The following is a 25,353-nucleotide window of genomic DNA, read 5'->3' as shown; positions in this document are numbered from 1 at the left end:
CAGCCACTACCAACGGTTGATCGGTAGCAACTTTCTTCATATTTGTCAATGTAATAGTATAGGTTAGCCACAACAAGTAAGTTGGGGTAATCAAATATCCCCTGCCCTCCGAAGGCAGAGGTCACAGGTTCGAATCCTGTCGGGTGCGCCATCTAACTACTGAAAATATAATCATTTTTCCCGATATCTGCTCGATAACCGTCAAATATACGTCAAATATACCCCTGGGTACGAGGACGAATGATGGCGAACGCTCACGAGCTCGATCTCCATAGACGCGATGGGGACAGCACCGCCGCGCCCTCTTGGGTTTGTCCCTGTATCCCCTTCACCCCTCTGAAGTCATATCTGACCGGGGGTGCAGGCGGACCAGAGACCCCGTGAGGAAGCGAAGAGCGCTGAAGCAGATCGAAGTCGATCTCACTGCTATAGCCGCGACCATTGTTCCAGCCAGCGTTTTGACCCCACGGCACCTCATGGATGCCGGTGGGCAGCTCGCCTGTCGCCAGCAGCCACAGGCGCGCATAGCGACGGACGCCGCCAATCATCGCCGGTCTGCCCATCGTCCACGCAGCTCCACTACCGAACGGCATCACCCAGCCGTAATAAGCGGCGAGTTGGTCGAGCGCGAGCTGCCGGGACTGGCTAATCCTACGTTTCATAAAAACCCTCCACGTTACACACGCATCTGGGGAGGGCTGAACGACCTATTGTTGCCCATCCGGGGCCACATCGTCGTACCACCGTTGCCGGTCAAGGCTGGTTGGCGGGGCTAAGCCCTCTCTGGATGCACTTCGATGAGTTAGCAACTGGGACTGCGAGGCGCAAGCATACGGTGCAGAACTTCTTGTTTGGGGACGCCAATTGCTTGCGCTTTGACGCCACTGCACTTGCAATTGGTTCACCATTTGCGACCTCATAGGCAGACGACACCGACATCGAGCTGGACGTGTTCCAGCACAACTACATGTGAGGGCTTGGGCTCTCACCTATCACCATAAGGGAAAGTAAGAAAGTAAATGAAGACCCTACTCGCATCCCTCGCGCTCGCCCTGTGCGCCAGTGCCGCCCATGCCACAACACTGGCAACCTGCGGGGCGTCGCATGGCTACGCGATATTCCACCAAGGCGGGCTCGTCACCGCCGACCTCGCGTCGAAAGACTGGGTTGATGATGCCATCACCGGCGGGACCATTAAGCTGGGGCAGGATGATCAAGGCAATCCCGACATACGGGTGCGCGATGCGACCGGCGTCGATTTCTCCTACCTCGCAGATGGGGCGACTGTCCGCTTCCTGTTCAATGATGGTTCCACCTATGTCGTCTTCGCGATGTTCCCGAAAGCCGACATCGAAATCTTCACCTTCAGCCCCGGCAAGGTGACGTGGACCCAGCAAAAATTTGGCCCCCAGCAGGTGGTTACAAAAACTGCTGCTTACTTGGCCGATTGCAAATGACCATGGGTATGTTTGACGACAATCACCCGTTTCTGGCCATTGCCCTTGTTTTCGGCATCGGGCTGGCCCCGGTCTGGGTTGGCCTGCTTGTCGCCCGCTACAACGGCGCGGTTCTTGGTCTGCTGTATATCGGCCTGATGTTTTTGACCTACGAAGAGCCGCTGCCAATTGGCCAAACTCTTGTGCTGACCGCCCTGTGGCTGGCCACCCTGAAGTACATCCGAAATTAACCTGACATTTCACTTCGGGGCAGTCCAGTGCTGCAATGTCGCCCCAGACAAGGAAAACTTTTGTGAAGACCCTACTCACCCCCCTCGCACTCGTACTTTGCGCCGGTGCCGCCCATGCGGATGACGCTCTGCTTCGCTGCGACATCACGTCGAAATTTATCTGCACATCGTCGGGCTGTCAGCCTGCAAAACTGGCCGTGTTCAACCTGATCGACATGCGCGACAAGACCCTAGCCCGCTGCGACAGTAAGGGCTGTGATCCGTATACCGCTACGTTTTCGTCGAGCGGCCTCTTTCTCAATATAGCCGTTCCCACCAACGGACTGTTAGCCAAACTCGGTGGGAACGGCGACTTCGTTGAAGTCGCGACGCTTGCCGGACAGGTCTACTCCAGCTTCGGGTCGTGCAAGCGCGTCCCGCGCGGGGCTTGAACAAATGACCGAACATGACCTCGACCTGCAGATCAAACGGGCGCAACTGCGCAACCTCGACCGCCGGGGCACGCTGCTGTCCGACTTCCTGCGTTTCAAGGGGCATTTCAAGACATTCTGCGTGCTCCTGCTCGCCGTCTTTGTGCTGGCCATTGTGTTCGGCGGGCATGCGAAGGCTGCTGGGTTCAAGAGCGGCAATGCGCTGCAGGAAGAGTGCCTAGAGAAGTCTGGCAAGTACCATAACCTTTACTGTCTCGGCTATGTCGCGGCGGTGGCCGATAGTCTGGAGTATGTTCGGGAAATGAACAAAATGCCGGTGTGCATCACGGCGACAGGCGTGACCAACGGCCAGTTGGTGGATGTGGTATTCAAATACCTGAAGGCGCACCCGGAGGAACGGCACTTCGGGGCGAGTGGCTTGGTCTCCATTGCCATTGCCGAGGCGTTCTGCCCTGTCGAGAAGGGGAAGGCGCTATGATGTGGATCACCGGGTTGATCGGCGGGCTCTGGCTCATCTTCGCGGTGGCGGCGTTCGGAAGCTATCCAAAAGGAGCTGGAAAACATACGCACCACCAATGAGCGACAGCGGGCAGACCTTTCACAGATGTTTCTGGGTGTGCGTCGCGATGCTGTTCACCTACATGTTCTTCGCTAATAGGCACGGAGACGCACATGCAGGGTCCGCCGCAAGCAGCGGCGGCGCAGGTCCAGAAACCACGGCCGCCAGTGGTGCAGAAGGCCCACGTCGAAACGCCCATGCAGTATTACTGGCGGCAGCGGGCGACCGAGCCGACTTACAGGCAGAAGTGCTATCAGCACCCACATTTTATTACTTGGTGGATGGCCGACATACAGAAGCATGCGAAATGAAAGACCTCATCTTCGCGGTGCTGGCACTCTGGAGCTGCTTGGCATTTACATCCGGGTGAACGGCGCTCCCACTTCACCCTCTCACGGCGGCAAACAAGGGTTCGATTCCCCTTGTTTGTACCAGAAATTTCAATCACTTATTAGCTTTTGCCAACGATCGGTCCGAATGAGACCCGAAATGCCATAGCCGGATCAGGTCCGATTGCCGTTGCATTTGCTGTCAATGGCAAGTCCTGAGGGACCGACACGTTTAAGCGACAATTCTGTGCCCGCCCTATGCAGATTGCACTTAAATAGCTCGGGTCAGCAGGTTACGGTTTCCTTGTGGTCTGATGAAATCACAAGTGCAATAGGGACCCAGGGAGGTCAATATGCCCCAAAAGAAGAAGCGCCAAAATGCCTCCGCCGACGAACACACATTTCTCGCCATTCGGGTTGACCGCTATGAGGTAAGTGTCGACGCGGCCATTAATTATAATCTTTATTCGCCCGAAACCGCATGGGATTTGGACGATGGCCAACCTATTTATAAGTTCACTACGCGGCTCACTGTCGTCGGAGTAGCTACTTATCCCCCCCAACAAAAAGATGATACTTACGAGTTCACGATCTACGGTAACGATTTAGGACCACGTAACCTTCACGCGACCCTCAAAGATGTGCAGGCCCGCGATGAACATGGATCGCTCAGGTATCGTACATATCGCGGCCGACAAATACCTATTTACATTCCGCCAAAGGGAATTGCTTTTATCGATAAGGTTCGCGGTGAGCGCTGGTGGACCGCTAGCCTTTGGGTTTTGCCGAACTTCGCGAGTGACCTGCTCGTGGTATTAAGTAGTGGACGCCCGATGTTTTTGGCCGTTGACGCGCACAAGAGCGAACGAAGCCGCTGGATACGGAGCTTGAGCCTTCAGACGACCGACCCTGCCAATGAGTAGAGAACGACTCAACGCTGACAAAAAAATGTCCGAGAAATCAAAAGGCGTTCGCAAATGAATGCGCAATAAAGCGCAGCCATTGCGAGGGATGCTTGTTGAGGCTTAAATTCCTCGGGCGCACTTGAGAATTAGTTTGGCAAGCGGAGCATAACCGTCCCACCCGTTCATCTCGAGCGGGAAGCAGAGAAGGCGTTTAGCAACGCCTGTCATCCGGCAAGTCAACGGTTGTTACTCCTAGTGGTTGTAAATATGGTGCAAGAATGGAACGACTGCGAATCGGTGACACACTTCGATACTCAAAAGGTTTTGAGACTCTCCATCCAACCGTCGACGGATTTCCCAATTTTGTTCATGTAACAAGGACGGAAGGTCGACCTAAGGCTCTATTGGAGAAGGGGATCAATCCTATTGCGACCGTAACCGATGCAGGCGGAGCGGTTCGGCGGCCTGCAGTTTTAATCTCGAGCAGCCCTCACCGTGAAGGATCTGAGTACACCCCCTGGCGTGACTTGTTCGACGTCGACAACGGTCACATCCGATATTTTGGAGACGCCAAAACGCCGGGTGGCGACCCGGCCCTAGCCCCAGGCAATAGGGTTTTGCTGGCCGCGCACGCTCAACACACTTCATTCTCTTGGGAGGATCGCGCCGCCGCGCCACCTCTTCTTTTCTTCCGACGCAAGACGGTAATGGGTGTGCCTAAGGGGTACGTCGCGTTTCAGGGATATGGCGTAATCGAGAGGGTCGAACGTGTTTCCCAATTTAACCGGAAGTCCGGTGCTACGTTCACCAACTATGTCTTCGACTTTGTCGTTTTTTCCATGGCAACTGAACATGAGCTGTTCGACTGGACGTGGATTACAGCTCGACGTGAGCCCGCGCTTACAATCGCCGAAACCACCCTGTTGTCGCCGCGCGCGTGGCGGACCTACGTCGATCGTGGGCCTGCCGCCTTCACAGGCTTGCGTAGGCGCGCCGCAAAGCTGCGCATCACGAGGCGAGAGGCGCAGCTTCCAGCGCCCAACACCCCCGAATACCGGGTGCTGGACACTGTTTACCGATACTACAACGGCCGAAAGCATCGGTTCGAAGGCTTGGCTTACGAAATTGCGAAACGTCTTCTCGCTGGCTCAGGCAAGCGAATAGTTGAGGGATGGATCACACGAATGTCGGGTGATGGGGGCGCTGACTTCATCGCGCGCATCGATATGGGCGAAGGATTTGGTGCCGTACGACAGATCATCTACGGTCAGGCAAAATGCGTCGCACTTAGCTCTGGCACCGATGCGCTTGATATTGCTCGTACGGTTGCTCGGTTAAAACGCGGCTGGTTCGGTGTCTTCGTAACCACCAGCTACTTTTCAGAGAGGGTGCAGATGGAAGTCATTGAAGATGAATATCCGATACTACTCGTAAGCGGTCTTCTTGTTGCCGAGCAGACCATACTGTTGGCGGAAGAGGCAGGGCTGAAACTTCACCAATACCTGGATCGCATAGACAGCGAGTTTGATCGTCGGTTAGCGAACAGACGACCGGAAGAGGTCTTGCATTTCTAAGTAATGGTTCGACGAGGCCCACAACGTTGATGCTTCACGGCCTACCAGTTCATATTCGATAGGTATCCGATGTCCCGAACGCTTCGCCGTGGGATCGCTCCGTCCCTATTGGCCGTGGGCTGGTGTTTACCGCCATGGGCGCAACCAGAATATTTTACACATCAAGATCGATAGCAAATTGCGCATCTCTATCAACGATCCACCCACATCCAAATGTTAGTTCGAATCAAATGTTCTTGAATTTCAAAACATTCTCTCGGTTATTACTAGTCTGCAACTACTTGCTCCCCCTTCAAGAAATCAATCAACCTTGCCTTGACTGATCTCGTGTCCTTTAAATCACATTCCCACAAGACCAGTACGCTAAAGCCCAATTCGATTAGTGCAGCCTCGTTCACCCTGTCTCGGGCAATATTTTTATCGAGCTTTTTATCCCAGAAGTCTCGCCTAGAGTTTGGTCGCTTTGCCTTTCTACATAGTTCATTATCATGACCATGCCAAAAACAACCATGTACAAAGATGGCCTTCCTCCGTTTACGAAAGACGATATCAGGCTTTCCGGGAAGCTCGGCGGCGTGTAGACGATAACGAAATCCCAGATTCCACAATAACCCACGAACTTTTAGCTCGGGTGACGTATTCTTCCGTTTCACGCTCGACATGACTCGGCTGCGCATCTGGGGGTCAAATATGTCCATGTAACAACCTTATCGCTCAATCGATCGCAAAACCAGCGACGGAATGTGTGGGAAACAGGGATGGTTTTGAATTGACCGTAGGGCGCGTTATGCCCTCGTATTGGAATACTGATAACGGTAGGGTACGGTTTTTTCGAAGTGAGTCGGAGGAAAGTCATTGGCGCTTAGGGTCATAGATTTGTTCTGTGGTGCCGGAGGGCTAAGCCTCGGCCTTGTTGACCGCCGTTTTTCGGGCGGTTTTGAAACCGTGCTTGCAATCGACAATGATTCAGCCGCGGTCGCAACCCACGCCGCCAATTTTCGTGGCAAGTCGGTATGTGCCAACATAGATCAATGGCTCGTGGAAAATCCTGTACCGAAAGCTGATGTGGTTGTAGGAGGCCCGCCCTGTCAGGGCTTTAGCCTTCTTAACAAAAAACGGGATGGTGACCAGCGTCGAGCGTTGTGGGAGCCGTACCTAGAAATTGCGGATAGGTCGGGCGCTTCAGTGTTCTTGATGGAAAACGTTGCTGAACTGTATCGCTCGCCGGAGCTAGCTGATATTCGAGAAAGAGCACTAAAGTATGGTTTCCAAACTGATATAGCTATTTTGAACACAGCCGATTATGGCGCTCCGCAAACGCGGAAGCGCACCATCGTTCTTGGTTGGAGGAATGTTGACTGGGCGCCCGCTTTTCCGCCCTTACCCTCTCACGCCGCACCCGCAGTGATGTCGAATCTGCCCAAGTGGCGCACCGTGCGCGATGTTATTGAGGACTTGCCACCTCCGACACGAGACACCATCGAAGGCAAAGCGCCTCTCGACCTGCATTTCGGGCGAAATCCTACCCCAAAGAGCATGGATCGTTATCGGGCAGTCCCTGAGGGAGGCAATCGTTTCGACCTGCAGCGAAATGCTCCACACCTCACACCAGGTTGCTGGATACGAAAAACGTCGGGCGGGACTGATCTGTTCGGCCGGCTGTGGTGGGATCGTCCGTCCGTGACAATCCGGACCGAATTCTACAAACCTGAAAAAGGGCGGTACCTTCACCCGATCCAAGACCGCCCTATAACACACCGAGAAGCGGCCAGGCTGATGGGTTTCCCCGACGACTTCCAATTCGTCGGAACGAAGGTCGAGATTGCCCGACAGATCGGCAATGCTGTTCCGCCGCCATTTGCTGGCGCGTTGGGTCATATGGTGCGCAACCTGTTTTTACCTCTGGCTCAGACGGCATGAACTAGCGGTGTCTCGCCTTGACGTTCTTGTTCGCGATAAATTCGTTTGCCGAATACGAGGTTGGACCACAGACGCGCTTAGACCTGAATAATCGCGCAAATTCTTGGAATTGTACCCACGTCACCGCGGGCACACATAAGGGAAGTAATACGGCGGCAACTTTCTGACGCGATGTAACGTCGTGATGAGGGAGTTCATGTGGGCAACCTTGAACTCAGCGATACATCGCGCATCCGAATGCGAAGATCAAAAAAACCGAAATTGCCACTGGTGTCCCCCGAGTTGAAGTCGTCTCAAGCAGCTGGGACCGCGCTTCGAATTGCGGTTCTCAGGATGAATAATCCGGGGGGAACCCCTATGGCGCTACCCGCTTCTCTGCAGATTTCCCAACCCTCGGTCTGAAGCTCACGAATCGCAGTTGGCCACTGGGAGTCGTCTTTGCCGACCTGTCGCAGTTCCTCAGCCGTCACGCGACTGCCTACCGCCTGAAGCAAGTAGTTCAAGAGCTTTCTTTTCAATGGTCCCTTTTCGCTCCGCATTTTGCCAACCACTTGCCAGCGTCTTACCGCGTCAAGATCATTAGTGTCGTCGAGTAGCAAATATTCTTCAGGCGCCATGTCACCAGGGAGCCGGTCTCCCGGAGAAGCTACCGAACGCGCATCTTCGCGCATGTCTCGAACTGCCATACCTGATATTATTGGCCAGCCGAAGTTTGTACGAAGCTCTCGAACCCGCCTTTGATAGTCGGTTATAGCTGCAACGATCATCAATTCGTCCGTGTGAACTATGCGGCCAACCTGGTCTCGCAAGTAAGCTAAGAGACGAGCCCTGCCTGAGTCGGAGTCTTCGGCCACCAGCGGCGCCACGATGCACACACCAAGGTCCCTAATTTTGTGGTGTACTTCCACCAATCGGCACACCTGCTCGCCAATCGTCCCTCTCTTCAGGCTTTCGGGAAATTCATTTAACAACAACATAAGTCCCGACAGGGCCGTTTCAGGATCCGCGGGTCGGAAGTTCCTTGCCATACTCAACCTTATAGTAGCGTGTTAGTCGAAGCCCGGGCACGGGGGTATCGAGAGATTTTACCGTCTATTAGAAGTATTCATAGCTCTATAGATGGTCGATTCGGGGGGGCACATGCTAGAGGCGTTATCGGTAGTTGATCACATGCGTCTGCCGCCGGAGGGCGCCGGTACAGTGCGAGCTTTCTCCCGGATAGGGTACGACTTGCCGGCGGCGCTTGCCGATCTGATCGACAACTCAATTGACGCTGGCGCCAGTCGCGTTGAAATAACATTCTTTCGCGACGACCATGACATTAACGCAGTGACGATCGCCGACGACGGCCGGGGCATGGATGCCGATGAGCTGCGTGTCGGCATGCAATTTGCCGGGAAAACTACGCATCGCCAATCGGATTTAGGCACATACGGTATGGGTCTCAAATCCGCTTCCTTTAGCCAGTGTAGTACATTGACTGTCGTCAGCAGACGGAACCAGAGCACAATCGCTAGTAGGTGGTCGGCGGAGGAAATCGACGTGGATTGGAGGTGCGCCGTCCTGGATCCGACAGGTGCGAAAGCGGTATTTGATGATCTTTGTATGAAGGGACATCAGCCCGCATGCGGTACGTTAGTAATTTGGGAGAGATTGGATCGGCTCGGCGTTAGCGCAGATCCCGACGCCTTGAATGAATTTCTCTCAACCGCCCTTCCTAGACTAAATGCGCATCTCGGCTTAGTCTTTCATCGCTACCTACAGCAGGGCGCTCTCGCCATCTCTGTGGCCGTCCGACACTCCCAACGCAGTTTGGCACTTCCTCGTAATGTGCGCCCCATAAATCCATTCGGCTACCAAACTTCGGGTGCCGCCGACTATCCAAAGACGCTTGTTTGCGCGCTTCCCAATGTAGGAACCATAGAACTACAAGCGCATATTTGGCCCGAAAATGTTCTCACCGAAAGTTTTAACCTCGGCGGTAAGCGAGGTGCAGAGTGTCAAGGTTTCTATTTCTACAGAAATAATCGATTAATCCAAGCTGGCGGCTGGAACGGTGTATTTAAGAATGAACACGATGCGGAATTATGTCTAGCGCGCATTGCAGTCGACCTGCCGCCGGGTGGGATCGATGTTAATGTTCAAAAATCCGCATTGCAAGTTACTGCCGCACAAGCGCAGGCTTTTATAAGAGCGTCGGATGGCGGAATGGACCTGCCGCGATATGCCGAGCAAGCCAAAGAAGTTTATCGAGCTGCGCGGAGGCGGGTATCAGACGCTGCCGACCCTGTATTGGTGCCCAGCTTGGGTTTGCCTTATGGCGTTCGCAACGCAGCTGAAAGGCGACTAAGCAAAGGCGGACCGACCGAAAAGATTACCTTTGTCTGGGAGCCGCTCGAGGAAGGCAAGGTCTTTGAGCTTGACCCTATCGAAGCAAGGATCATGCTCAACCGCGAATATCGACGAGCGATACTGGGTGATGCTCCGGCATCTGCTGCCGATGCACCGCTCTTTAAGATGCTACTATTTCTTGTGGTACGAAATGAATTCGGACGCAGCCGGTCGTCGAAAAAGCAACAGGAGCGTCTCCAACTGATCAACGAATTGCTTATGGATGTCGTGAAAAGCCGATGACTGAATCCCAACGTCCACCTGCCGATTTGTTGTCCGATTGGCATAGGTTTGAGAGCGACTATGTCACGTCGGGCGTACCCCATCGGATTGTCGTTAGGATGAGTCCGCGTGTCGAACTCTTCGTCGAGTTAAACGCTGCAGCAATTGGCGCTCGTTTTGCAACTACAGACGCGTTCGACGATCGGCTAAAGGTTCTACTCCAGGAAATACATCTCAACGAGGTGATTATTCATGGCCAGAGGTTCATTGAGTTGTCGGCGGTTAAGAGGTCTCTATATCGCAGCTTTTTTTCACTCGTCGGTGAAATCGCTAACGATGTCATCAACAAAGCGATGACGCCAGCCGATGCGATCACGGCTGCTGTCGGTCGTTGGGACGCTCTACTATTGCGACAGTCGATTTTATCCGACGAGAGTCAAATGGGCCTGTTTGGTGAAATCTGGCTTCTACGCAGGCTTATTGGTAGCATGGGGCATCACGCATTAACGGCATGGGTCGGGCCCTTGAATCAAGCCCATGACTTCCGAGTCGGCGACAATGAGTTTGAAGTAAAAACGACCTCTAGCGTAGATCGAATACACAGGATAAATGGCGCTGGCCAGCTCGTTCCGAGCTTGGGTTGTTCACTTCACCTAGTATCCATACAAGTGGCGAAGGCTGGCTCAGGTGGCGAGTCTCTTCCTGAAGCGGTGAGTTCGGTAGAGACCTCTCTCAGTGAATGGCCGAAGGAAAGCGATCGGTTTCGATCGCTATTAGACAAAGTTGGGTACGATTTTCGCGATGAAGCCCTATATGACGTCCGTCGGCGCCTCCGGCACCAACCAATGTTAATCCCTATTCTCGATGGTGTACCGCGTTTGACGCATGAGGCGATAAACGAACTCGACAGTCGCTATTCTCCGCACCGAATTTCGCATGTTGTTTATGACATTGACGTCTCGGGTCTCGGCTATCCCGATGACAGTCCTGAATTTCTCCAATTGATCCCGGCTACCTGGTAAAGGGTCCCGAACTATGTTCTTCGACGTCCTTAATAGCGCGCTATCCTCCATGACAACGGGACCGAAATCGCTCTCGCGGGCGCTGGCCTTTGCGGCCGAGGACGAGACTGGCGAACCAATCGAAATCAATAGCGAGGCTTTGCTGAAATATTTGCTCGCAGTCGGGCCTGGCGACGAAGCTATTAGTGTACTACGCCGCAGATTGGCACAGTGGGATAACGATGACGGCCTCTGGGCCGACACGACATTGCAAAATACTCATGACCGTCGTGCACTAATCTACCGTAAACTTGCGCTCGATGCCGAGTGGCAGGCGTTTTGCGAAACTCGCCTTCCTTTTCAGCCGCTTGCGCGGCCAACAATCATCGCTCAGAAACACACCAGGTGGTATACGCCCGATATCCGTAAGGGCCGGGATTTTTACTGGACCCGTTATTCTGACCAACTCTTAAAGCAAGGTTGGCCGGAAGTCAGCGTTCTTCAGTTGGACGATAGCACGACAAATGTGCTTGAGCGTTTGGCCGATCCAACCTCTGACGAGGCCTATCAGTCTAAGGGATTGGTGATTGGATATGTCCAAAGCGGAAAAACGGCGAACTTCACCGGAGTTTTGGCAAAGGCCGCCGACGCTGGCTATAAACTTATTATCGTACTCGGTGGCCTTCTCGACGTCCTTCGATCCCAAACACAGCGCCGTATCGATAAAGAGCTGATAGGACGGGAATTACTAAGCCGTGAGTATGTTAACGATCCAGACTATAACGACTTCGTCTCACATGGTGCCAAGCCCAGCGAGTTGGGCGCATTCGACTGGTCGCGTCTAACCGGTCCCGAGCATGACTACCAAAAACTTGCTTATGGCGTCGAAGCACTCAAATTTGAGCGGCGCGACCAAGCCTACCCGTTTTACCATCCGAACAACCTTTTTTCCTCCAATGCGCGAATTGCTGTTGTGAAAAAGAACAGCAAGGTTCTGAGCAAGCTGATAGCAGATCTAGCAGCCTTACAACGGCAGGGAATTGGCGAGCCGCTTGATCAAATACCGGCGCTGATCATCGATGATGAATCCGACCAGGCTTCGATAAATGTCAAGAAGCCCGTTGGCCCGGATGAAGTGCAGGAGCGTACTGCAACGAACAAAGCCATCGTTACGCTTCTGAAGATGCTGCCACGCGCACAGTATATTGGGTATACCGCAACCCCATTCGCAAACGTTTTTGTCGATCCGGACAGTGAAGAGGATATCTTTCCGAAGGATTTTCTGGTCTCGCTGCCGCGACCGATTGGATATATGGGCGTCTCGGACTTCTATGATTTTGATTTTGGCCACGATGAGAACGGTCCAAACAAAACTGATTTTGTACGCTCCGTGGTTAACGATGATGATAACCCGAATAATCTGCAAAAAGCGATCGACAGTTTCATCTTAAGTGGGGCAATAAAACTGTGGCGTTCAAAAAAGGATCAGACGCTCAGATTTCGACATCATACGATGCTTGTGCATATGTCACAGAGCGTTCAGGAACACAAAGCGGCCGCCATCAAAGTTCGTAAGATGTACGCCACAGGCGGCTATGATGGCGGCAAGGGAATTGATCGCCTGGTCGAGCTGTTCAAAACGGATTTCGTTCCAGTGTCCAAGCGTCGAAAGGAGACACTTCCTTTCCCCGAGCGTTTTGAAGATTTGCAAGAGTGCTTGGGCGAGTGTCTCGAAGCGATAGGCGAGTCGGCCGATGCCGTTCGGATTATCAACAATGAGCACAAGGATGAGACTCCCGACTTCGATAAGCAGTCTATTTGGAAAATCCTAGTTGGCGGAACTAAGCTGTCCCGCGGTTATACGGTCGAGGGCCTGACGGTAAGTTATTACCGCCGAAGAGCAGGTGCAGGCGACACGTTGATGCAAATGGGCCGGTGGTTCGGATTTCGCCGAGGTTACGGCGATTTGGTCCGCCTATTTATCGGCACTGCTGAGAAGGTCGGCCAGGGCAAGCAGACAATCGATCTTTATGAGGCGTTTGGTGGAGTTTGTCGCGACGAAGAAATATTCCGAGCTCAGCTCAAGAAATATTCAAGCATGGAAGACCCCCGAATAACGCCCGGCCAGATACCTCCCTTAGTGCCGCAACATATGTTGAGACCGACCGCCGCGAACAAGATGCGCAACGCGGTCGTGGACTATCGCAATTTCGGCGGAGAACTCGCTGAATCCACAATAGCTCCTACCGATTCTGCAGCAATCGAGCACAACAATAAGATTTTAGCGACCATGGTTCATGGCCAAATTGCGACGCAGCGCACGTTGAGGGCTCTGACGCGTAGTGGACTACGTGAATTGCGCGTGATGACTATACCCGTCAAAACGCAGGAGTTAATGCACTTCTTAAACGCATACCGATGGTATGATCCCAAGAGTCGAGATGCGAGAGCCGGCAACCCGTTGGCGTTGCAAATCGAATTTCTCAAGGGGGATGCGGGAGATCATGAGATCGACGACTGGATTGTGCTTGGCCCGAAAATAGATGGTGCTAGAGGTAGCCATCGGCTTGCCGGTAAGGACTTTGACGTCGTTTACCGGTCTCGGCGCGACGACAACCGCTACAACACCTACAACGATCCGGTTCATCGGAGCTTTGCCGAGCATATTTGTGGTCAAGCCACACTTCCCAGTGCAAACGACGCGTTGAATGAGCTTAGAAGCGTGCATCGCGGAGTCATAATTTACTATCCGATTACGGAAGAAGAGAAACCGAAGGGAGCAAAGTCGGTGAAGCCAGCAATACCGCCATTTACTGTTGGTTTTACGCTCCTATTCCCCAAGAACAACATACACAAGACGTTAAGCTTCAGCGTCCGGAAAAAGGGGCAGCCCGACGAGGCGATAATCAGTCTGGATGATTAGCATCGCTTTGATTTTGCTGAGGCTGGGATGTCCATTCCAGCACCAGCTAAATCTGTAAGTGCTATTGAGCGTGGCGAAGGCTCTTGTGCCTCACAGGAGACAGTGCCAAACGGAGAAGGCGGAACACATTTTCTGCCACGACGCTACCACTATAGTGGCAACGCCCGCTTTGCAAGAAACTTGGGCGAAGCTGACAGCTTCATAGAGTCCTCACCCGACCATTACCGGAATAGCCAGCTAGCCCTTGATACTTTTACTCACATTACTTTAACTGCTGTCATGTTCAAGATAACCTATACAAGGGACTCGAATCGAAAAGTAGCAGGGGTGTCATTTTGAACATGCAGTGTGCGATCCTGACAGTCGCGCCGCTCGGTAATCTACGCAAGTATGTCGACCTTTTTGGGGGGGCCGCCGGGGGATTAAGATTAAGCGCATTGAGTGATGGGTTTGTGGTTCGCCTTGCGGTCGAAAACAGCAAAAATCCCTGCGCCAAAAATTTCTGTGCCCTAGCGCGACCGCCGAAGCTTTTGGAAGGGAACAACATAGTCGTTTCCCCTCAGAGTTGCGTCGAGAAGTATTTGAGCTTTACGAGGCTTGTGTCCTGCGTTGGGAGCCAGCGGAAAAACAAATCGGCGATGACGTCCCTGTCAAACTGGACAGAGATTGTCCTGCAACATTTAAAAAAAGCTATGCTCCAGTGGACATCAATCCCAGCCAAGGATGAAATTGTATGATCGAAGGTTTAGCTTTCCAAGCAAAGGCGAGAACCGTTGATCACCTTGGTCGCGAGCAAATTGCCGATTGTCCGACAGCGATTTCGGAACTTTGGAAAAATTCGTATGACGCTTACGCTTCGAACGTCGAATTGAGCGTTTTTGCCGGAGACGAACCCGTTGCCGTGATGGTCGACAACGGCCATGGGATGAACCGAGAGGAATTCGTTTCTCGATGGCTCGTTGTTGGGACGGAGTCGAAAATTTCGTCAGACAATCTCAGAGCAAGCGACATGAAAGGCTTGCGGCGCCGTCCCAAGCAGGGCCAAAAAGGCATTGGCCGTTTATCGAGCGCGAACTTGGGGCCACTTTTGTTAGTGGTATCAAAGCGACAGGACAACGACTTCGTGTCCGCTCTGATCGACTGGAGATTGTTCGAAAACCCTTACCTGAATCTCGCCGATATCGAAATTCCACTGGCCGTGTTTAGCGCGAAGGGCGATCTTCTTAGCGAACTGCCGAATCTTTTTCAAAAGCTTATCGGTAATGTAAAACCTGACGGGAACGATGCTCGCTCCCAACGGGTGAGCAATGCCTGGCAAGAGTTTGACGACTACTGGCGTCACTCGTCCGGCAAACAAGCCGACGAAGAAGTAGCCCCGTCAGTCCGAATATTATCCACGGCTGTCGGCTCTTTGTTCACCGAAAAACATCTTCAACGTTGGGCTGTCTGGAGTGGTGAAGCTTCAAGCGGGACGGCAATGCTTGTGTCCGGGATTAACTACGATCTCCGAATTCTGCTGGATGACAGTAAGACGCTGGATCGTGCCGCCTACAGCGCGAAGCAACGCTTTTTCGAGACTCTGTCCAGCTTTGTAGACCCCTTTACCGACCCTCGGCGACCACAAGTTAGCGGTGTCGATCCTCAGTTCACCTATTCCGTTATGGCCTGGACGAATGATACTCCCCGTACAATCGTCGGCACTGGACTGGAGTTTAATCGTACCATGGTTGAGGGCATGGAGCACGTTGTTGACGGATTTTTGAACATCAACGGCACCTTCAAAGGCAAAATAAAGGCGTTTGGGCAATGGGTGCAGGAAGAAGCCATTATTCCACCTCCTGATGACTTAGAGATACCTGAGGGCATCGACTCCTTGTTGGGGCCCCTGGACATCTTTATTGCTACCATGGAGTTCCAGCAGTTGAATACTACCCACCCCCTTGCTGAATATCAGAAGTATCAGCAATTGGCGGATCGGTACGCAGGTTTCATGGTATTCCGCGACGGTTTGCGTGTGTTGCCGTACGGTCGCGAAGATAACGACTTCTTCGAAATCGAAATGCGCCGCTCGAAGAGCGCTGGCCGTGAGTTCTGGAACCAGCGTCAGATGTTCGGTCGGATTGCAATCAGTAGGGCTGCCAATCCCAACCTCAAAGATAAAGCTGGCCGGGAAGGTTTGCTGGACAATCGCGCTGCAAAAACGCTGAAGGCTCTCATCTCGAACATATTGATGCAAACCGCACGAATGCATTTTGGGTCCGCCTCCGACGCTCGACGCGACATGCTTCCAGAAATTCGGCAGGCGAACGAGAAAGCAAGAGCAAAAGAGGCGAGAAATGCGCTTCGACGCAAAAAGCGGAAAGACTTCCAGAAAAACTTGAAATTCTTTCGCGCCGAAATGCCGCCGATAATTTTGGAACTTAGACGCTTAGACGATCAACTGGAAGTGCAGACTACTCACCAAATCGAAGAGGCCATGCAAAGGCTCTCTGAACTCAAAGAAAAGCGTGCGGAGTTCAGGTTGGGCGAAGCTCCAGACAACCTGGGGCCATTGGAAAGCAGCTTCGCAGAATTCAAGAACGACATGCACCGGGCCCAATCTCTGATCGCCGGAATTGAGTTGAAAATCCAGGAGGCAGTGGAAGCGCTATCAACAGAAAACCCAAGGGCGATGGTGGAGAGACAGCTCGCCCATCATGCCTCGCGTCTGCATAAGCGCATTCGTGCCTGGAAGCAGAGTATCGAAGAACTCCAGCGTCGAGAGTATGACCGTACGCGAAGTCTCGTGGAGCAACGTAACAAGATATATCATAGCGAATCGCTTCCAATTCTCGACCGTGTCGAATCCGGTGAAGTCACCCTTGCTGGGGCACTCAATGCTCTGGAGCAACGCAGACAAAGGTTGGATGACGAAAATGAGCAGATTTTCGGTCCGTACATCGCCGCTTTGGAAAGCCTAAGTGAAAGCATCGACCTTCAGTCTATTGCTACCATTGGAATGGAGGAAGTTAGCGAGCTGCGGACTGAAATCGACCGCCTAAACAAGCTTGCGCAACTCGGCATCACTGTTGAAATTATTGGACATGAACTTGAAGACTATGACCAGCTGATAGGATCAGCTATCCGAGCGTTGCCAGAAGAAGTACGTTCGCTGAAGCCTGTTCAAGACATCGAGCTTGGCTTCGCGGGACTAACGGATCAACTCAGGTTTCTTTCGCCGCTGAAACTTTCAGGGCATCGCGGCCAGAACTGGATAACTGGCGAAGACATCTGGGAATACGTCAGAAGCTTCTTCGGCCCTTCGCTTGTGCGTGGCAATATCGAGTTATCAGCCACGCAATCCTTTAAGCGGTTCAGGGTTTTTGATCAGCCAGCGCGACTTTTTCCGGTATTCATCAACCTGGTCAATAATAGCCGCTATTGGGTTACCTTTCAAAAAGACGGCCCCAAACAAATTCTGCTGGGAACAAGCAATGGCAAGGTCTTGGTGTCCGACTCTGGCCCAGGCGTATCTGAAGACGATATACCAAGTCTTTTTACACTCTTCTTCACTCGCAAGGCGAGAGGCGGACGAGGCGTTGGCCTTTATCTTTGTCGCGCAAATCTGACAGCTGGCGGCCACGCGATTGAGTACATGAGACAAACGGAACAGGCCCCATTGGGGGGGGCCAATTTCGCAATTTCCTTCCAAGGGGCCGAGTTCGATGAATAGTGCGGAACATCGCAGATTAGTTCATGAAGTATTTGTACAGCCAATTCGTTCTATTTTGATTGTAGATGACGATTATCCTACATACGAAGAGATCCTGTCAGAACGGGGCGGAACAGAAGCCGCAAACCGACACGACGGGGTTGAGAAGTCATGGAAACGTGACCCAATGGGCGTTCTCAGCGTCGTCAGAAGTTTTCGTGAAATGTCACTGCCGCCGCTAATTGATGTCCATGATGGTAAGAACGTCGATGAAGGTGGTGAAAAGAAAATTGCTAAGCACCTTCACCAATCTGACCTCCTGGTTCTCGATTATCAGTTAGACGGGCCAAGTGGAGACGGATCGAAGGCCACCGACATCATTCGGTCGGTTACAAAGAATTCACATTTCAACCTCGTGGTAGTCCATACCAGCGTCAGCCTTCAGGAGGCTTTCGACAAAATATTGCTAGCAATGCTGGCCCCCTCATCTGAACGACCAAGCGACGCTGAATTCTCAAGGGCGCAAGAGGTGATTTATGAGGCCGAGATCGACCGTGAAGGGATTACCGCGCGATTGACGTCATCGATACAACACACGCAATATTTCTCTGCCAGGAGAGATTTCAACAAGGCTGTCGGGTTGGCCCTAAAGGGAGAAGCTCCGTTCGCCGAATTCTCATCTATATGCAAGCCCATAACCGGCTGGAATAATGGCACAATTCGATTGGTCTTGTGTTGGTGCCTATGCGAGTTTGAACAAAAAATCATGGCAGAGATGGCTCACGAGACCAACGCATTAGTCCAATGGTCTGCAAGTAAAGTACTTTGGATTAGGGCTGGCACTGCGTTTATATCGTTCACCAACAAGGCTCGCGATGTAAACATTCTGCAGGACTTGCTGGAAGCGTTGGTAGACTGGAAGCCGGGGCCGTCACGGTTGTTCATGGCTAAATTTAGAGCGGAGATTGATGATAAAGGGGTTATCGCAGAAAATGCGGTTCTCGGTAACGCGCACGTTCTCGCTCGCTGGTATGAGAACTTAATTGGCGAGGCGGCCGAGGGACGAAAAACAGCTATCGGCGAGAGTATTACTCGCCATTCTGAGCAACTTGTCGCTAACATCCGAAACGAAGTTGAGGACTTTGCACACAGACTGGTGGATATAGATGCCAAGCGGTTTTCGGACAAAATTGACGTCATAAAGGATTACTTCTCTATTGATTTAAATAACGTGGCAAAAAGAAGAATCGCCGAACGAGATCATAATATTTTTGTTTGCAGTAAACCAATTAGTGGATGGCACTTACATACTGGACATGTATTTGAGTGTGGTGGCGCTACTTGGATATGTCTGTCGCCTGCATGCGACCTTGTACCCCGTTTCAAGGCAGATCGGACCGAAGACTTAGGTGATGATATAATTCCCTTCCTGGCCGTTAAGCTGCATGACTGCGGAGACGGACTATCAGACATCAAGGATATACAATCAAACAGATATGTTTACCTGAGCATTCGAAACGAACCAAAGTTGTTTTCCTTCACTAAGGATGCCAACGCGAATCCATATTGGCGAGCCATGTACGCGTTGGATCAAGGACGCTTTGGCGAGAACCTCGAATTTCAGGTACACCGGGTAGCGAAGGATCAAGGAAAGTTGTCTTCTTCTGTAGGTGGAGCCAAGATCGTCGGTCAGTTGAGATACGAATATGCGCTCAATTTGGTGCAGAAACTTAATGTAAGCTTTACGCGCGTCGGTTTGGACTTCTCTGGGAATTAGCTGCTACCAGGAAGGTCGTCGTTTACTTAGCGCACATCGAAAATTTCGATGTGCGTCGTTTTCGTTTGTCATCCACTGCCCCAGCTCATGCTCTCTTCAAAACGCTCTGAACCGTCGCCACGCTAAATCCAACGCTCCTTGCGATCGAACGAAAGCTCTCGCCCGCTCTTCGCCGCGCCCGAATGTCATTTGCGATTTCATCGGTGACCAGCTTCGGCCGCCCGCCAGTTCTCCCGGCGGCTTTGGCACGTGCAATGCCTTCCATTTGTCGCTCGCGACGGATGGCAGTTTCAAACTCTGCCACGGCTGCGAGGACCTGGAGCTGGAGTTTGCCGGCGGGCGTGGTCATGTCGAGGCTTTGGTCCAGCGCCTTGAAGGCGGTTTCCTTGGCCTGCAATTCCCGAACGATGTTAAGCAAATCGACAGCCGAGCGCGCCAGGCGGTCGAGCTTCGTTACAAGTAACGTGTCGCCCTCGCGCACGTATTCCAGACACCTTTGCAGCTCTGCACGCTCGCGATCCACACCTGAGCGCTTCTCTTGAAAGATCTTGGTCGCCCCAGCTGCTTTCAGCCGTTCTACCTGCCCCGCATGATCCTGCCCAACGCTGGACACCCGCGCATAGCCGACAATCTGCATCTCCGTACACTTTCCTTTAAGACAAGACTAGACATACAATTAATGTACGCAAACAATACGCGCAAGAGACTATGTGCTAAAATGTGTACTTTTGTGTACAGGCAGATCTCTCGTGGGCCTACCAAATTCGCCTTTGCGCCAAGGAGCGGACACTTACGCTTTTTACATTACGCCTTTGCGCATCGTACCTGTAAGAAGTCGTTTCTGCCCATCGATAGAAAATTGCTTGAGGCGCCGGTAACGCCTTGGGTGTTAGCTCCAGAAGCAGCAAGGGAGAACGCTCATAACGTTCTAAGAGGGGAAAGGGATTGCAAACCTAGTCGTTCGCCCAAAGGTTTCCGAGAAGCTTGAGTGCGAAGCGGTCGGCAGTTATGGAATGCTCACGCTGCATGACTGAAAGTCCTGAAACGGTAGCATTGGATCCGAGGAAATTAATGGCAAAGAAAGCAGGGGCCAAAGAGCCAAAGAAGCGAGAGCTACTCGCGGGAGGGGGCGGAAACGCCACCGCGTCGGGCGTGAGTTTTCAGGCATCGGTTGCGGCCTACTTCGCTTCGCATGGATTGGCAGAGGCACCACTGGATGCTCGCCTAGGATTGGGCACGGCAAAGCCGACTGCGTTTCGCTTCGAAACAGAGGCGCCAGTTGATGACATCCTGATTTCCTTGAATACGGGCGGCTGGGCGTTCATCCAGGCAAAAAACAGCCTGACCAACTCGGCAGCACTCGCCAGCGAACTCGGAAAGACGTGCGATGAATTCGCACGCCTATGGGAGGCCGCCTCCGCCGGGTCAGGTACGCAGGGCTGGGACCGACCGCTTGCCGCAGGCGTCGACGTTATGGTGATCGCCGTTGGACCCACCACATCGGGAACCATCAAGCATCATTTGGCGCGGGCCCTCGACATCGTAAGAGACGGATCGTTAGCAACGCTGTCGCAAGATCAGGCGAAAGCACTCGATAGCTTCCGAAAGCTCCTGCGCAACACGTTCGCAGCACGCGGCGGCGCAGTGGCGGGCGTCGATCTGAACGAGATGCTGAAGTTCGTCCACATACTTGATTTCGATTTCGGCGGGGCTCATCGCACAATCGCTGAGACGTTCCTCGCCAATGCATTGACCAATCGCTCGTCGGCGCCCGCCGCTCTCGCCGTCCTTGAAAAGGAATGTGAGCGGCGGATGGCCGCGCGCAACGGGATTAGCCTAGCAGGATTGCGCACCGAATTAGCCAGAGGCGGCGTTCCGATAAACGCCCCTCCTAACTATCGATTGGACATCGCAGTCCTCAATAATCGAACGTCCCGGGTTGCAGGGGCGTTACAGGACTTCGAACGCATGGAGGTGTCCGGCACAGACATCAGGGTCACTCGCGCAAGCGCGGCAGCCTGTATCACCGCAGCAAAGGAGGGGTCGCTTGTTGTAGTTGGCGATCCGGGAGCCGGCAAAAGCGCGGTCGTCAATGAGACGGCGCGGCAGCTTGGTGCCGAAGGAAGCGACGTGGTGCTTCTCGCCGTGGACCGGTTGCAAGTGGAGTCGGTCGAGGGTTTATCAGCCGCGCTAGGAATTTCCCATCCATTCGCTGACGTACTCGCAAACTGGCCCGGTTCGGACCCCGCTTATTTGATCTTGGATGCTTTGGATGCCTGCCGGTTCGGGAGAAGCGAAGCGCTCTTTCGAAACGTAATCCAGGAGGTGCTTGAGCTCGACGAAGGGCGATGGCGCATTGTCGCATCGATCCGGACGTTCGATCTCATGATGGGACAGGAGTTCGGGCGACTATTCCGAGGAGTGCCTCCCAGCACCGAGTTTACGGACTTGCGGTTCCAGGCCGTGCGACACATCAGAGTGCCGGAATGGTCTGATACGGAATTTGAGGAGCTCCTGACGAAAATACCGGCTCTGCGAGTTGCCATCGACTGTGGCGGACCAAAGCTCGCGGAGCTTGCCAGAGTGCCGTTCAACACGCGTCTCCTCGCCGACCTTCTGACGGCGGGAGTCGTGCCCGAGCAATTGCGAAACCTCGGATCACAGGTTCAACTGCTCGAAATGTACTGGAACGAGCGTGTGAGACCACTCGGCCCCCCGGCAGAGCAGTGTTTAGGCAATACTGTCAATGCCATGATCGATCGAGGCCGGATGGAGGCGACAAGGATCACGTCCGGCGCTGGCACTGGAAATGCTCTCGATCAGCTGCTGCAGCGAGGCGTGCTCATATCGGTGAATAGCGACCGTGAAGTAGCGTTTCGCCATCACATTCTATTCGATTATGTCGCAAGCCGGACAGTTGTCGATGTCGGCGATACCCCGAAGACTGATGAGCTGCTGAAACGAAGCGGCGCGAGCTTGCTTCTCTCTCCGGCCCTATCCTTCGCGCTTCAACATTTGTGGGAGACTTCAGGACCGGGACGGGATCGCTTCTGGCAGGCGATTGTCGACCTTGCGGGTGATGCAGCGGCCGATCCTATCGCCCGAAGTGTTGCCGCCCGCGTCGGGTGCGATCTGCCCTCGGAAGCGGATGATACAGCCGGCTTCGTCCGGTTGATGGCACAACCAAGCAAGAGCGAAAGGGCGTTCAGCGCATTCCGGCATCTAGTCGGGGCGCTATCCGTTCGATTGGAGGACGAAGCGGGCGTGCTACCAGCGCCATGGTGCTCGATTGCCGAGGCCGCGGTGCCGTTTGTCACCGAAATCGCGTGGCCGTTGCGGACGTTGATCCACAACCTCATCGACCGCGTCACCGATCCCGATCTGCGCCGACAGGTAGGTGTCGCGGCAAGAGCGGTGATGGACTACGCCTTTTATGCTCGAGGCGGCGAGATGTTGATGCCTCCCGCCATCGGATTTGTCGCAAAGACATTCGGTACTGACCCCGTTGCGTCGCGTCGGTTAGTCGAGCGGCTTCTTGAACCCGATCGTATGAAAGAGCACGCAGCGAACGACATGCATTGGCTGGCGAACGATGTGGGGGACATTGCGGCCCACGATATCGATCTCGTTGTTCAGATTTATGATCGTGTCCTTGCCCACACGATCGAGGAAGATGCTCCCACAAATCTCGGCAACAGTAAGATCTTGGCTCTCACGAGCAATCGTCGCCAGGACTTCAAGATGTCGCAATGGGCGCTGAAGGAGGCGTTTCCTGCCTTCGCCGAAAAGCAACCTTTGGCAGCTGCCGAAGTGGCCGTTAAAATATGCCGCAGCCACATCCGAAACGAACATGAACCGACCGAGCCTGTCGAAACATTGACAATAACAGTCGGCGATCAGGTCGGACACATCACCCCAGACTATAGCTACATCTGGGCGGCCGAGCATCAAGCCCCGCACTCTGACAATGCTGTGCAGGTCGTCGACGCCTTCGTCGAGATGCTGAAGACGGCTTCTGAAACCAAAGCCATCGCAATTGCGGATCGGCTGATCGCCGAGAATGAGCATGGCTGGCTCTGGAGTAGACTGTTGATGGTCGCGAAGGCGCGTGGAGGCGCGCTGGCCGCAAAGTTCTGGCCTTGGGCTGCTCAGATCGAACTCCTGCGCTCGGTCGATACCATGAAAACAGCCATCGACCTCCTGGCCTCCCAATACAGTCAGCGCTCATCGGACGAAAGGCAGGAAGTCGAAGAGAAGGTGTTGGCAGCCACGTTCTCAATGTCACACAAAGCGACGGATGCCGCGCTATATTTCAGACGAAGGGTTTTCGGCGCCATTGGTAGGGATTCGCTCAAGACACAGGCCGCGAAGGACGTCGTCGACGACGCCATTGCCACCGGCAAGGTCGTCACTAACGACGAGAGTCACAGCTTCTACGATCTCGGCTTCAGGGAACGAGAAGAACACGGCTGGCTGAGCGCCAAAGGAGTCGATGTCGCGGTGGAACCCAACGCATCAATCCTCGCCGCCATCACCGCGTGCGAGAACGTTGTCACGAACGAGGCTTCCGATACGGACGCGACGTCGGCTGCCGTCCGGACGTTGCGCGACCAGTTGATTGGTGGGGGCGCCGCAGCGCATCCGTTGGTTGTCGCCCACGGCTGGGAGAAGGTTGCCTGGACGATTGAGCGGATGACTGTGGATTGGGCAGTGGTTAGCAGGTTGACCGTCTCCCAGCGAGCCGAGGTAGAAGAGTTGCTCAAGTTCATGAATTTGACGCTGGCTGACCTCTCGACCACAGATGAAAACATGCTGAACGGTACGCGGGAAAACACCGCGGGGGCGATCATGAATATAGTTCGGGGCGTACCAGAAGCTGCGGCGCGCTTCGTCGACGAAATTCGTGCGTTCGCCGCTGATAGATCACCTGAAGTTCGCGATGTGATCGCCACGCGGATCGGCTATCTCTGGAACGCCGATAGGGGGATTCTGTGGGACTTGGCGGAGGGGTTCGTCGATAATGAGACAAACCCACACGTTCTGGTCCTGCTAATAAACTTTTTCATCCGAGCGTCCAACGACGAACCCGAGCGCATTGGCGCCCTCACGAAAAAGGTGATGATGAAAGACAGTATCGAGAAGAGCGAGGGGCGGGACCTTCTTCATGAAGGCATCGGAACGTTAGTCTTCCACCTGTGGACACGCCACGGTCAAACGGCAGCACGCGAGACAATCGATCACTGGCTGGCGGACCGCGTCACGTTCAAGGCTGAGCTACGGCATGGCGCCTTTTCTATAAGGAAAGGCCTGGTCATTGGTTATGACAACGATAAAGCGCTGGATCAGCAAACGCGTACCCGGTGCCAGAAGGTGGCTTTCGAAGTCATCGATCGCTCGGCCCGCGGCCTTGAAGAATACATTGCCCTCGATCGTGCCGACCAAACGGACGCCCGCAATGTCGAAGCTTCCGACGACGCGGCGCTACTGGACCAAATGTCCGACCAGTTCTTTTTTGCGGTCGGTGCTCCGGAGGTCCGGAAAGGCGAGGAGCCGCGCGCGTTGGCAGAAACCAGTTACCGGAAGCGCTACCTCGCAGACAACGAAAAGACCTTTCTGCGGATCGGGGATATCGCAACGCCCAAGACCATCTACTACATGCTGCAGCTTCTGGATTTCCTTACTCCCGGCGATCCAGCTATGGTCTTCGACCTCACGTCCCACGCGCTGCTACGAGGGGGTAAAGTGCACGGCTATCAATTTGAGTCGTTGGGCGCAGATCAGTTCGTGAAAATGATCGGACGAACGATCGCGGACCACCGCGAACTCTTCGACGATCCGGATCGACGGATCGCCTTGGTCGAGGTGCTGGAAGCGTTTGTCGACGCCGGATGGCCAGCTGCTCGGCGCCTGCTCTACCGTCTTCCAGAAGCCCTCCGGTAATCC

Annotated in this window: 17 protein-coding genes and 1 riboswitch; of the genes, 13 read left to right on the top strand and 4 right to left on the bottom strand. The window is 53.7% G+C overall.

Annotated features, from left to right (window positions below; genetic code table 11):
- Positions 1-254: 254 nt before the first annotated feature.
- Positions 255-662 carry a hypothetical protein gene (locus K9U38_RS04630; protein ID WP_224493169.1) on the bottom strand — a complete coding sequence of 136 codons (408 nt, stop codon included), beginning with the start codon at positions 660-662 and terminating at the stop codon, positions 255-257.
- A gap of 37 nt (positions 663-699) precedes the next feature.
- Positions 700-796: riboswitch (SAM-I-IV-variant riboswitch) on the bottom strand.
- Positions 797-1,019: 223 nt separating this feature from the next.
- Between K9U38_RS04630 and K9U38_RS04625 the strand changes: the two genes are divergently transcribed.
- From K9U38_RS04625 to K9U38_RS04600, 6 genes are all read left to right on the top strand, one after another.
- A complete protein-coding gene (locus K9U38_RS04625) occupies positions 1,020-1,457 on the top strand; it encodes a hypothetical protein (RefSeq protein WP_224493168.1) in 438 nt (145 codons plus the stop codon).
- A gap of 8 nt (positions 1,458-1,465) precedes the next feature.
- Positions 1,466-1,687: a hypothetical protein gene (locus tag K9U38_RS04620; protein WP_224493167.1), complete on the top strand. Its 222-nt coding sequence runs from the start codon at positions 1,466-1,468 to the stop codon at positions 1,685-1,687.
- 62 nt (positions 1,688-1,749) lie between these two features.
- Positions 1,750-2,118, top strand: coding sequence for a hypothetical protein (locus K9U38_RS04615; protein WP_224493166.1), 369 nt, complete (start codon positions 1,750-1,752; stop codon positions 2,116-2,118).
- Between the two features lie 4 nt (positions 2,119-2,122).
- A complete protein-coding gene (locus tag K9U38_RS04610) occupies positions 2,123-2,596 on the top strand; it encodes a Rap1a/Tai family immunity protein (RefSeq protein ID WP_224493165.1) in 474 nt (157 codons plus the stop codon).
- A 763-nt stretch (positions 2,597-3,359) separates the two neighbouring features.
- Entirely contained in the window at positions 3,360-3,929 is a 570-nt protein-coding gene (locus tag K9U38_RS04605) for a hypothetical protein (protein ID WP_224493164.1), read from the top strand.
- Positions 3,930-4,189: 260 nt separating this feature from the next.
- Positions 4,190-5,485 (top strand): restriction endonuclease, encoded by a 1,296-nt coding sequence (locus K9U38_RS04600; RefSeq protein ID WP_224493163.1) that lies wholly within the window; start codon positions 4,190-4,192, stop codon positions 5,483-5,485.
- 266 nt (positions 5,486-5,751) lie between these two features.
- Here K9U38_RS04600 and K9U38_RS04595 read toward each other — a convergent pair whose 3' ends face one another.
- Positions 5,752-6,183, bottom strand: coding sequence for a very short patch repair endonuclease (locus tag K9U38_RS04595; protein WP_224493162.1), 432 nt, complete (start codon positions 6,181-6,183; stop codon positions 5,752-5,754).
- 157 nt (positions 6,184-6,340) lie between these two features.
- Here K9U38_RS04595 and K9U38_RS04590 point away from each other — a divergent pair, with 157 nt between their 5' ends.
- Complete coding sequence (locus K9U38_RS04590) at positions 6,341-7,405, top strand: DNA cytosine methyltransferase (RefSeq protein WP_224493161.1); 1,065 nt, start codon at positions 6,341-6,343, stop codon at positions 7,403-7,405.
- A gap of 293 nt (positions 7,406-7,698) precedes the next feature.
- Here the strand turns inward: K9U38_RS04590 and K9U38_RS22180 are convergent, their stop codons facing one another.
- A complete protein-coding gene (locus tag K9U38_RS22180) occupies positions 7,699-8,382 on the bottom strand; it encodes a KpnI family restriction enzyme N-terminal domain-containing protein (protein WP_505483612.1) in 684 nt (227 codons plus the stop codon).
- A gap of 193 nt (positions 8,383-8,575) precedes the next feature.
- On the opposite strand from K9U38_RS22180, the gene K9U38_RS04585 reads away from it, so the two are divergent.
- From K9U38_RS04585 to K9U38_RS04565, 5 genes are all read left to right on the top strand, one after another.
- On the top strand, positions 8,576-10,039 hold the full coding sequence (locus K9U38_RS04585; RefSeq protein WP_224493160.1) for an ATP-binding protein: 1,464 nt from the start codon (positions 8,576-8,578) through the stop codon (positions 10,037-10,039).
- A 98-nt stretch (positions 10,040-10,137) separates the two neighbouring features.
- Positions 10,138-11,040 (top strand): PD-(D/E)XK motif protein, encoded by a 903-nt coding sequence (locus K9U38_RS04580; protein WP_224493159.1) that lies wholly within the window; start codon positions 10,138-10,140, stop codon positions 11,038-11,040.
- A gap of 13 nt (positions 11,041-11,053) precedes the next feature.
- A complete protein-coding gene (locus K9U38_RS04575; RefSeq protein ID WP_224493158.1) occupies positions 11,054-13,942 on the top strand; it encodes a Z1 domain-containing protein in 2,889 nt (962 codons plus the stop codon).
- Positions 13,943-14,675: 733 nt separating this feature from the next.
- Entirely contained in the window at positions 14,676-17,654 is a 2,979-nt protein-coding gene (locus K9U38_RS04570) for an ATP-binding protein (protein WP_224493157.1), read from the top strand.
- The gene (locus K9U38_RS04565; protein WP_224493156.1) at positions 17,647-19,410 is read left to right on the top strand and encodes a response regulator receiver domain; all 1,764 of its coding nucleotides are present in this window, start codon (positions 17,647-17,649) and stop codon (positions 19,408-19,410) included. Before K9U38_RS04570 ends, K9U38_RS04565 begins: the two co-directional genes overlap by 8 nt.
- Positions 19,411-19,495: 85 nt before the next feature.
- Here K9U38_RS04565 and K9U38_RS04560 read toward each other — a convergent pair whose 3' ends face one another.
- Positions 19,496-20,047, bottom strand: coding sequence for a recombinase family protein (locus K9U38_RS04560; protein ID WP_224493155.1), 552 nt, complete (start codon positions 20,045-20,047; stop codon positions 19,496-19,498).
- A 434-nt stretch (positions 20,048-20,481) separates the two neighbouring features.
- Here K9U38_RS04560 and K9U38_RS04555 point away from each other — a divergent pair, with 434 nt between their 5' ends.
- Positions 20,482-25,350, top strand: a complete 4,869-nt coding sequence (locus K9U38_RS04555; protein WP_224493154.1) for an NACHT domain-containing protein — start codon at positions 20,482-20,484, stop codon at positions 25,348-25,350.
- The last annotated feature ends 3 nt before the right edge of the window (positions 25,351-25,353 follow it).

It is taken from the genome of Phyllobacterium lublinensis, assembly GCF_020164435.1.
Taxonomy (GTDB): domain Bacteria; phylum Pseudomonadota; class Alphaproteobacteria; order Rhizobiales; family Rhizobiaceae; genus Phyllobacterium; species Phyllobacterium lublinensis.
Note: the sequence above shows the minus strand (reverse complement) of the source record. Positions and strands in the feature narration are given on the sequence as shown.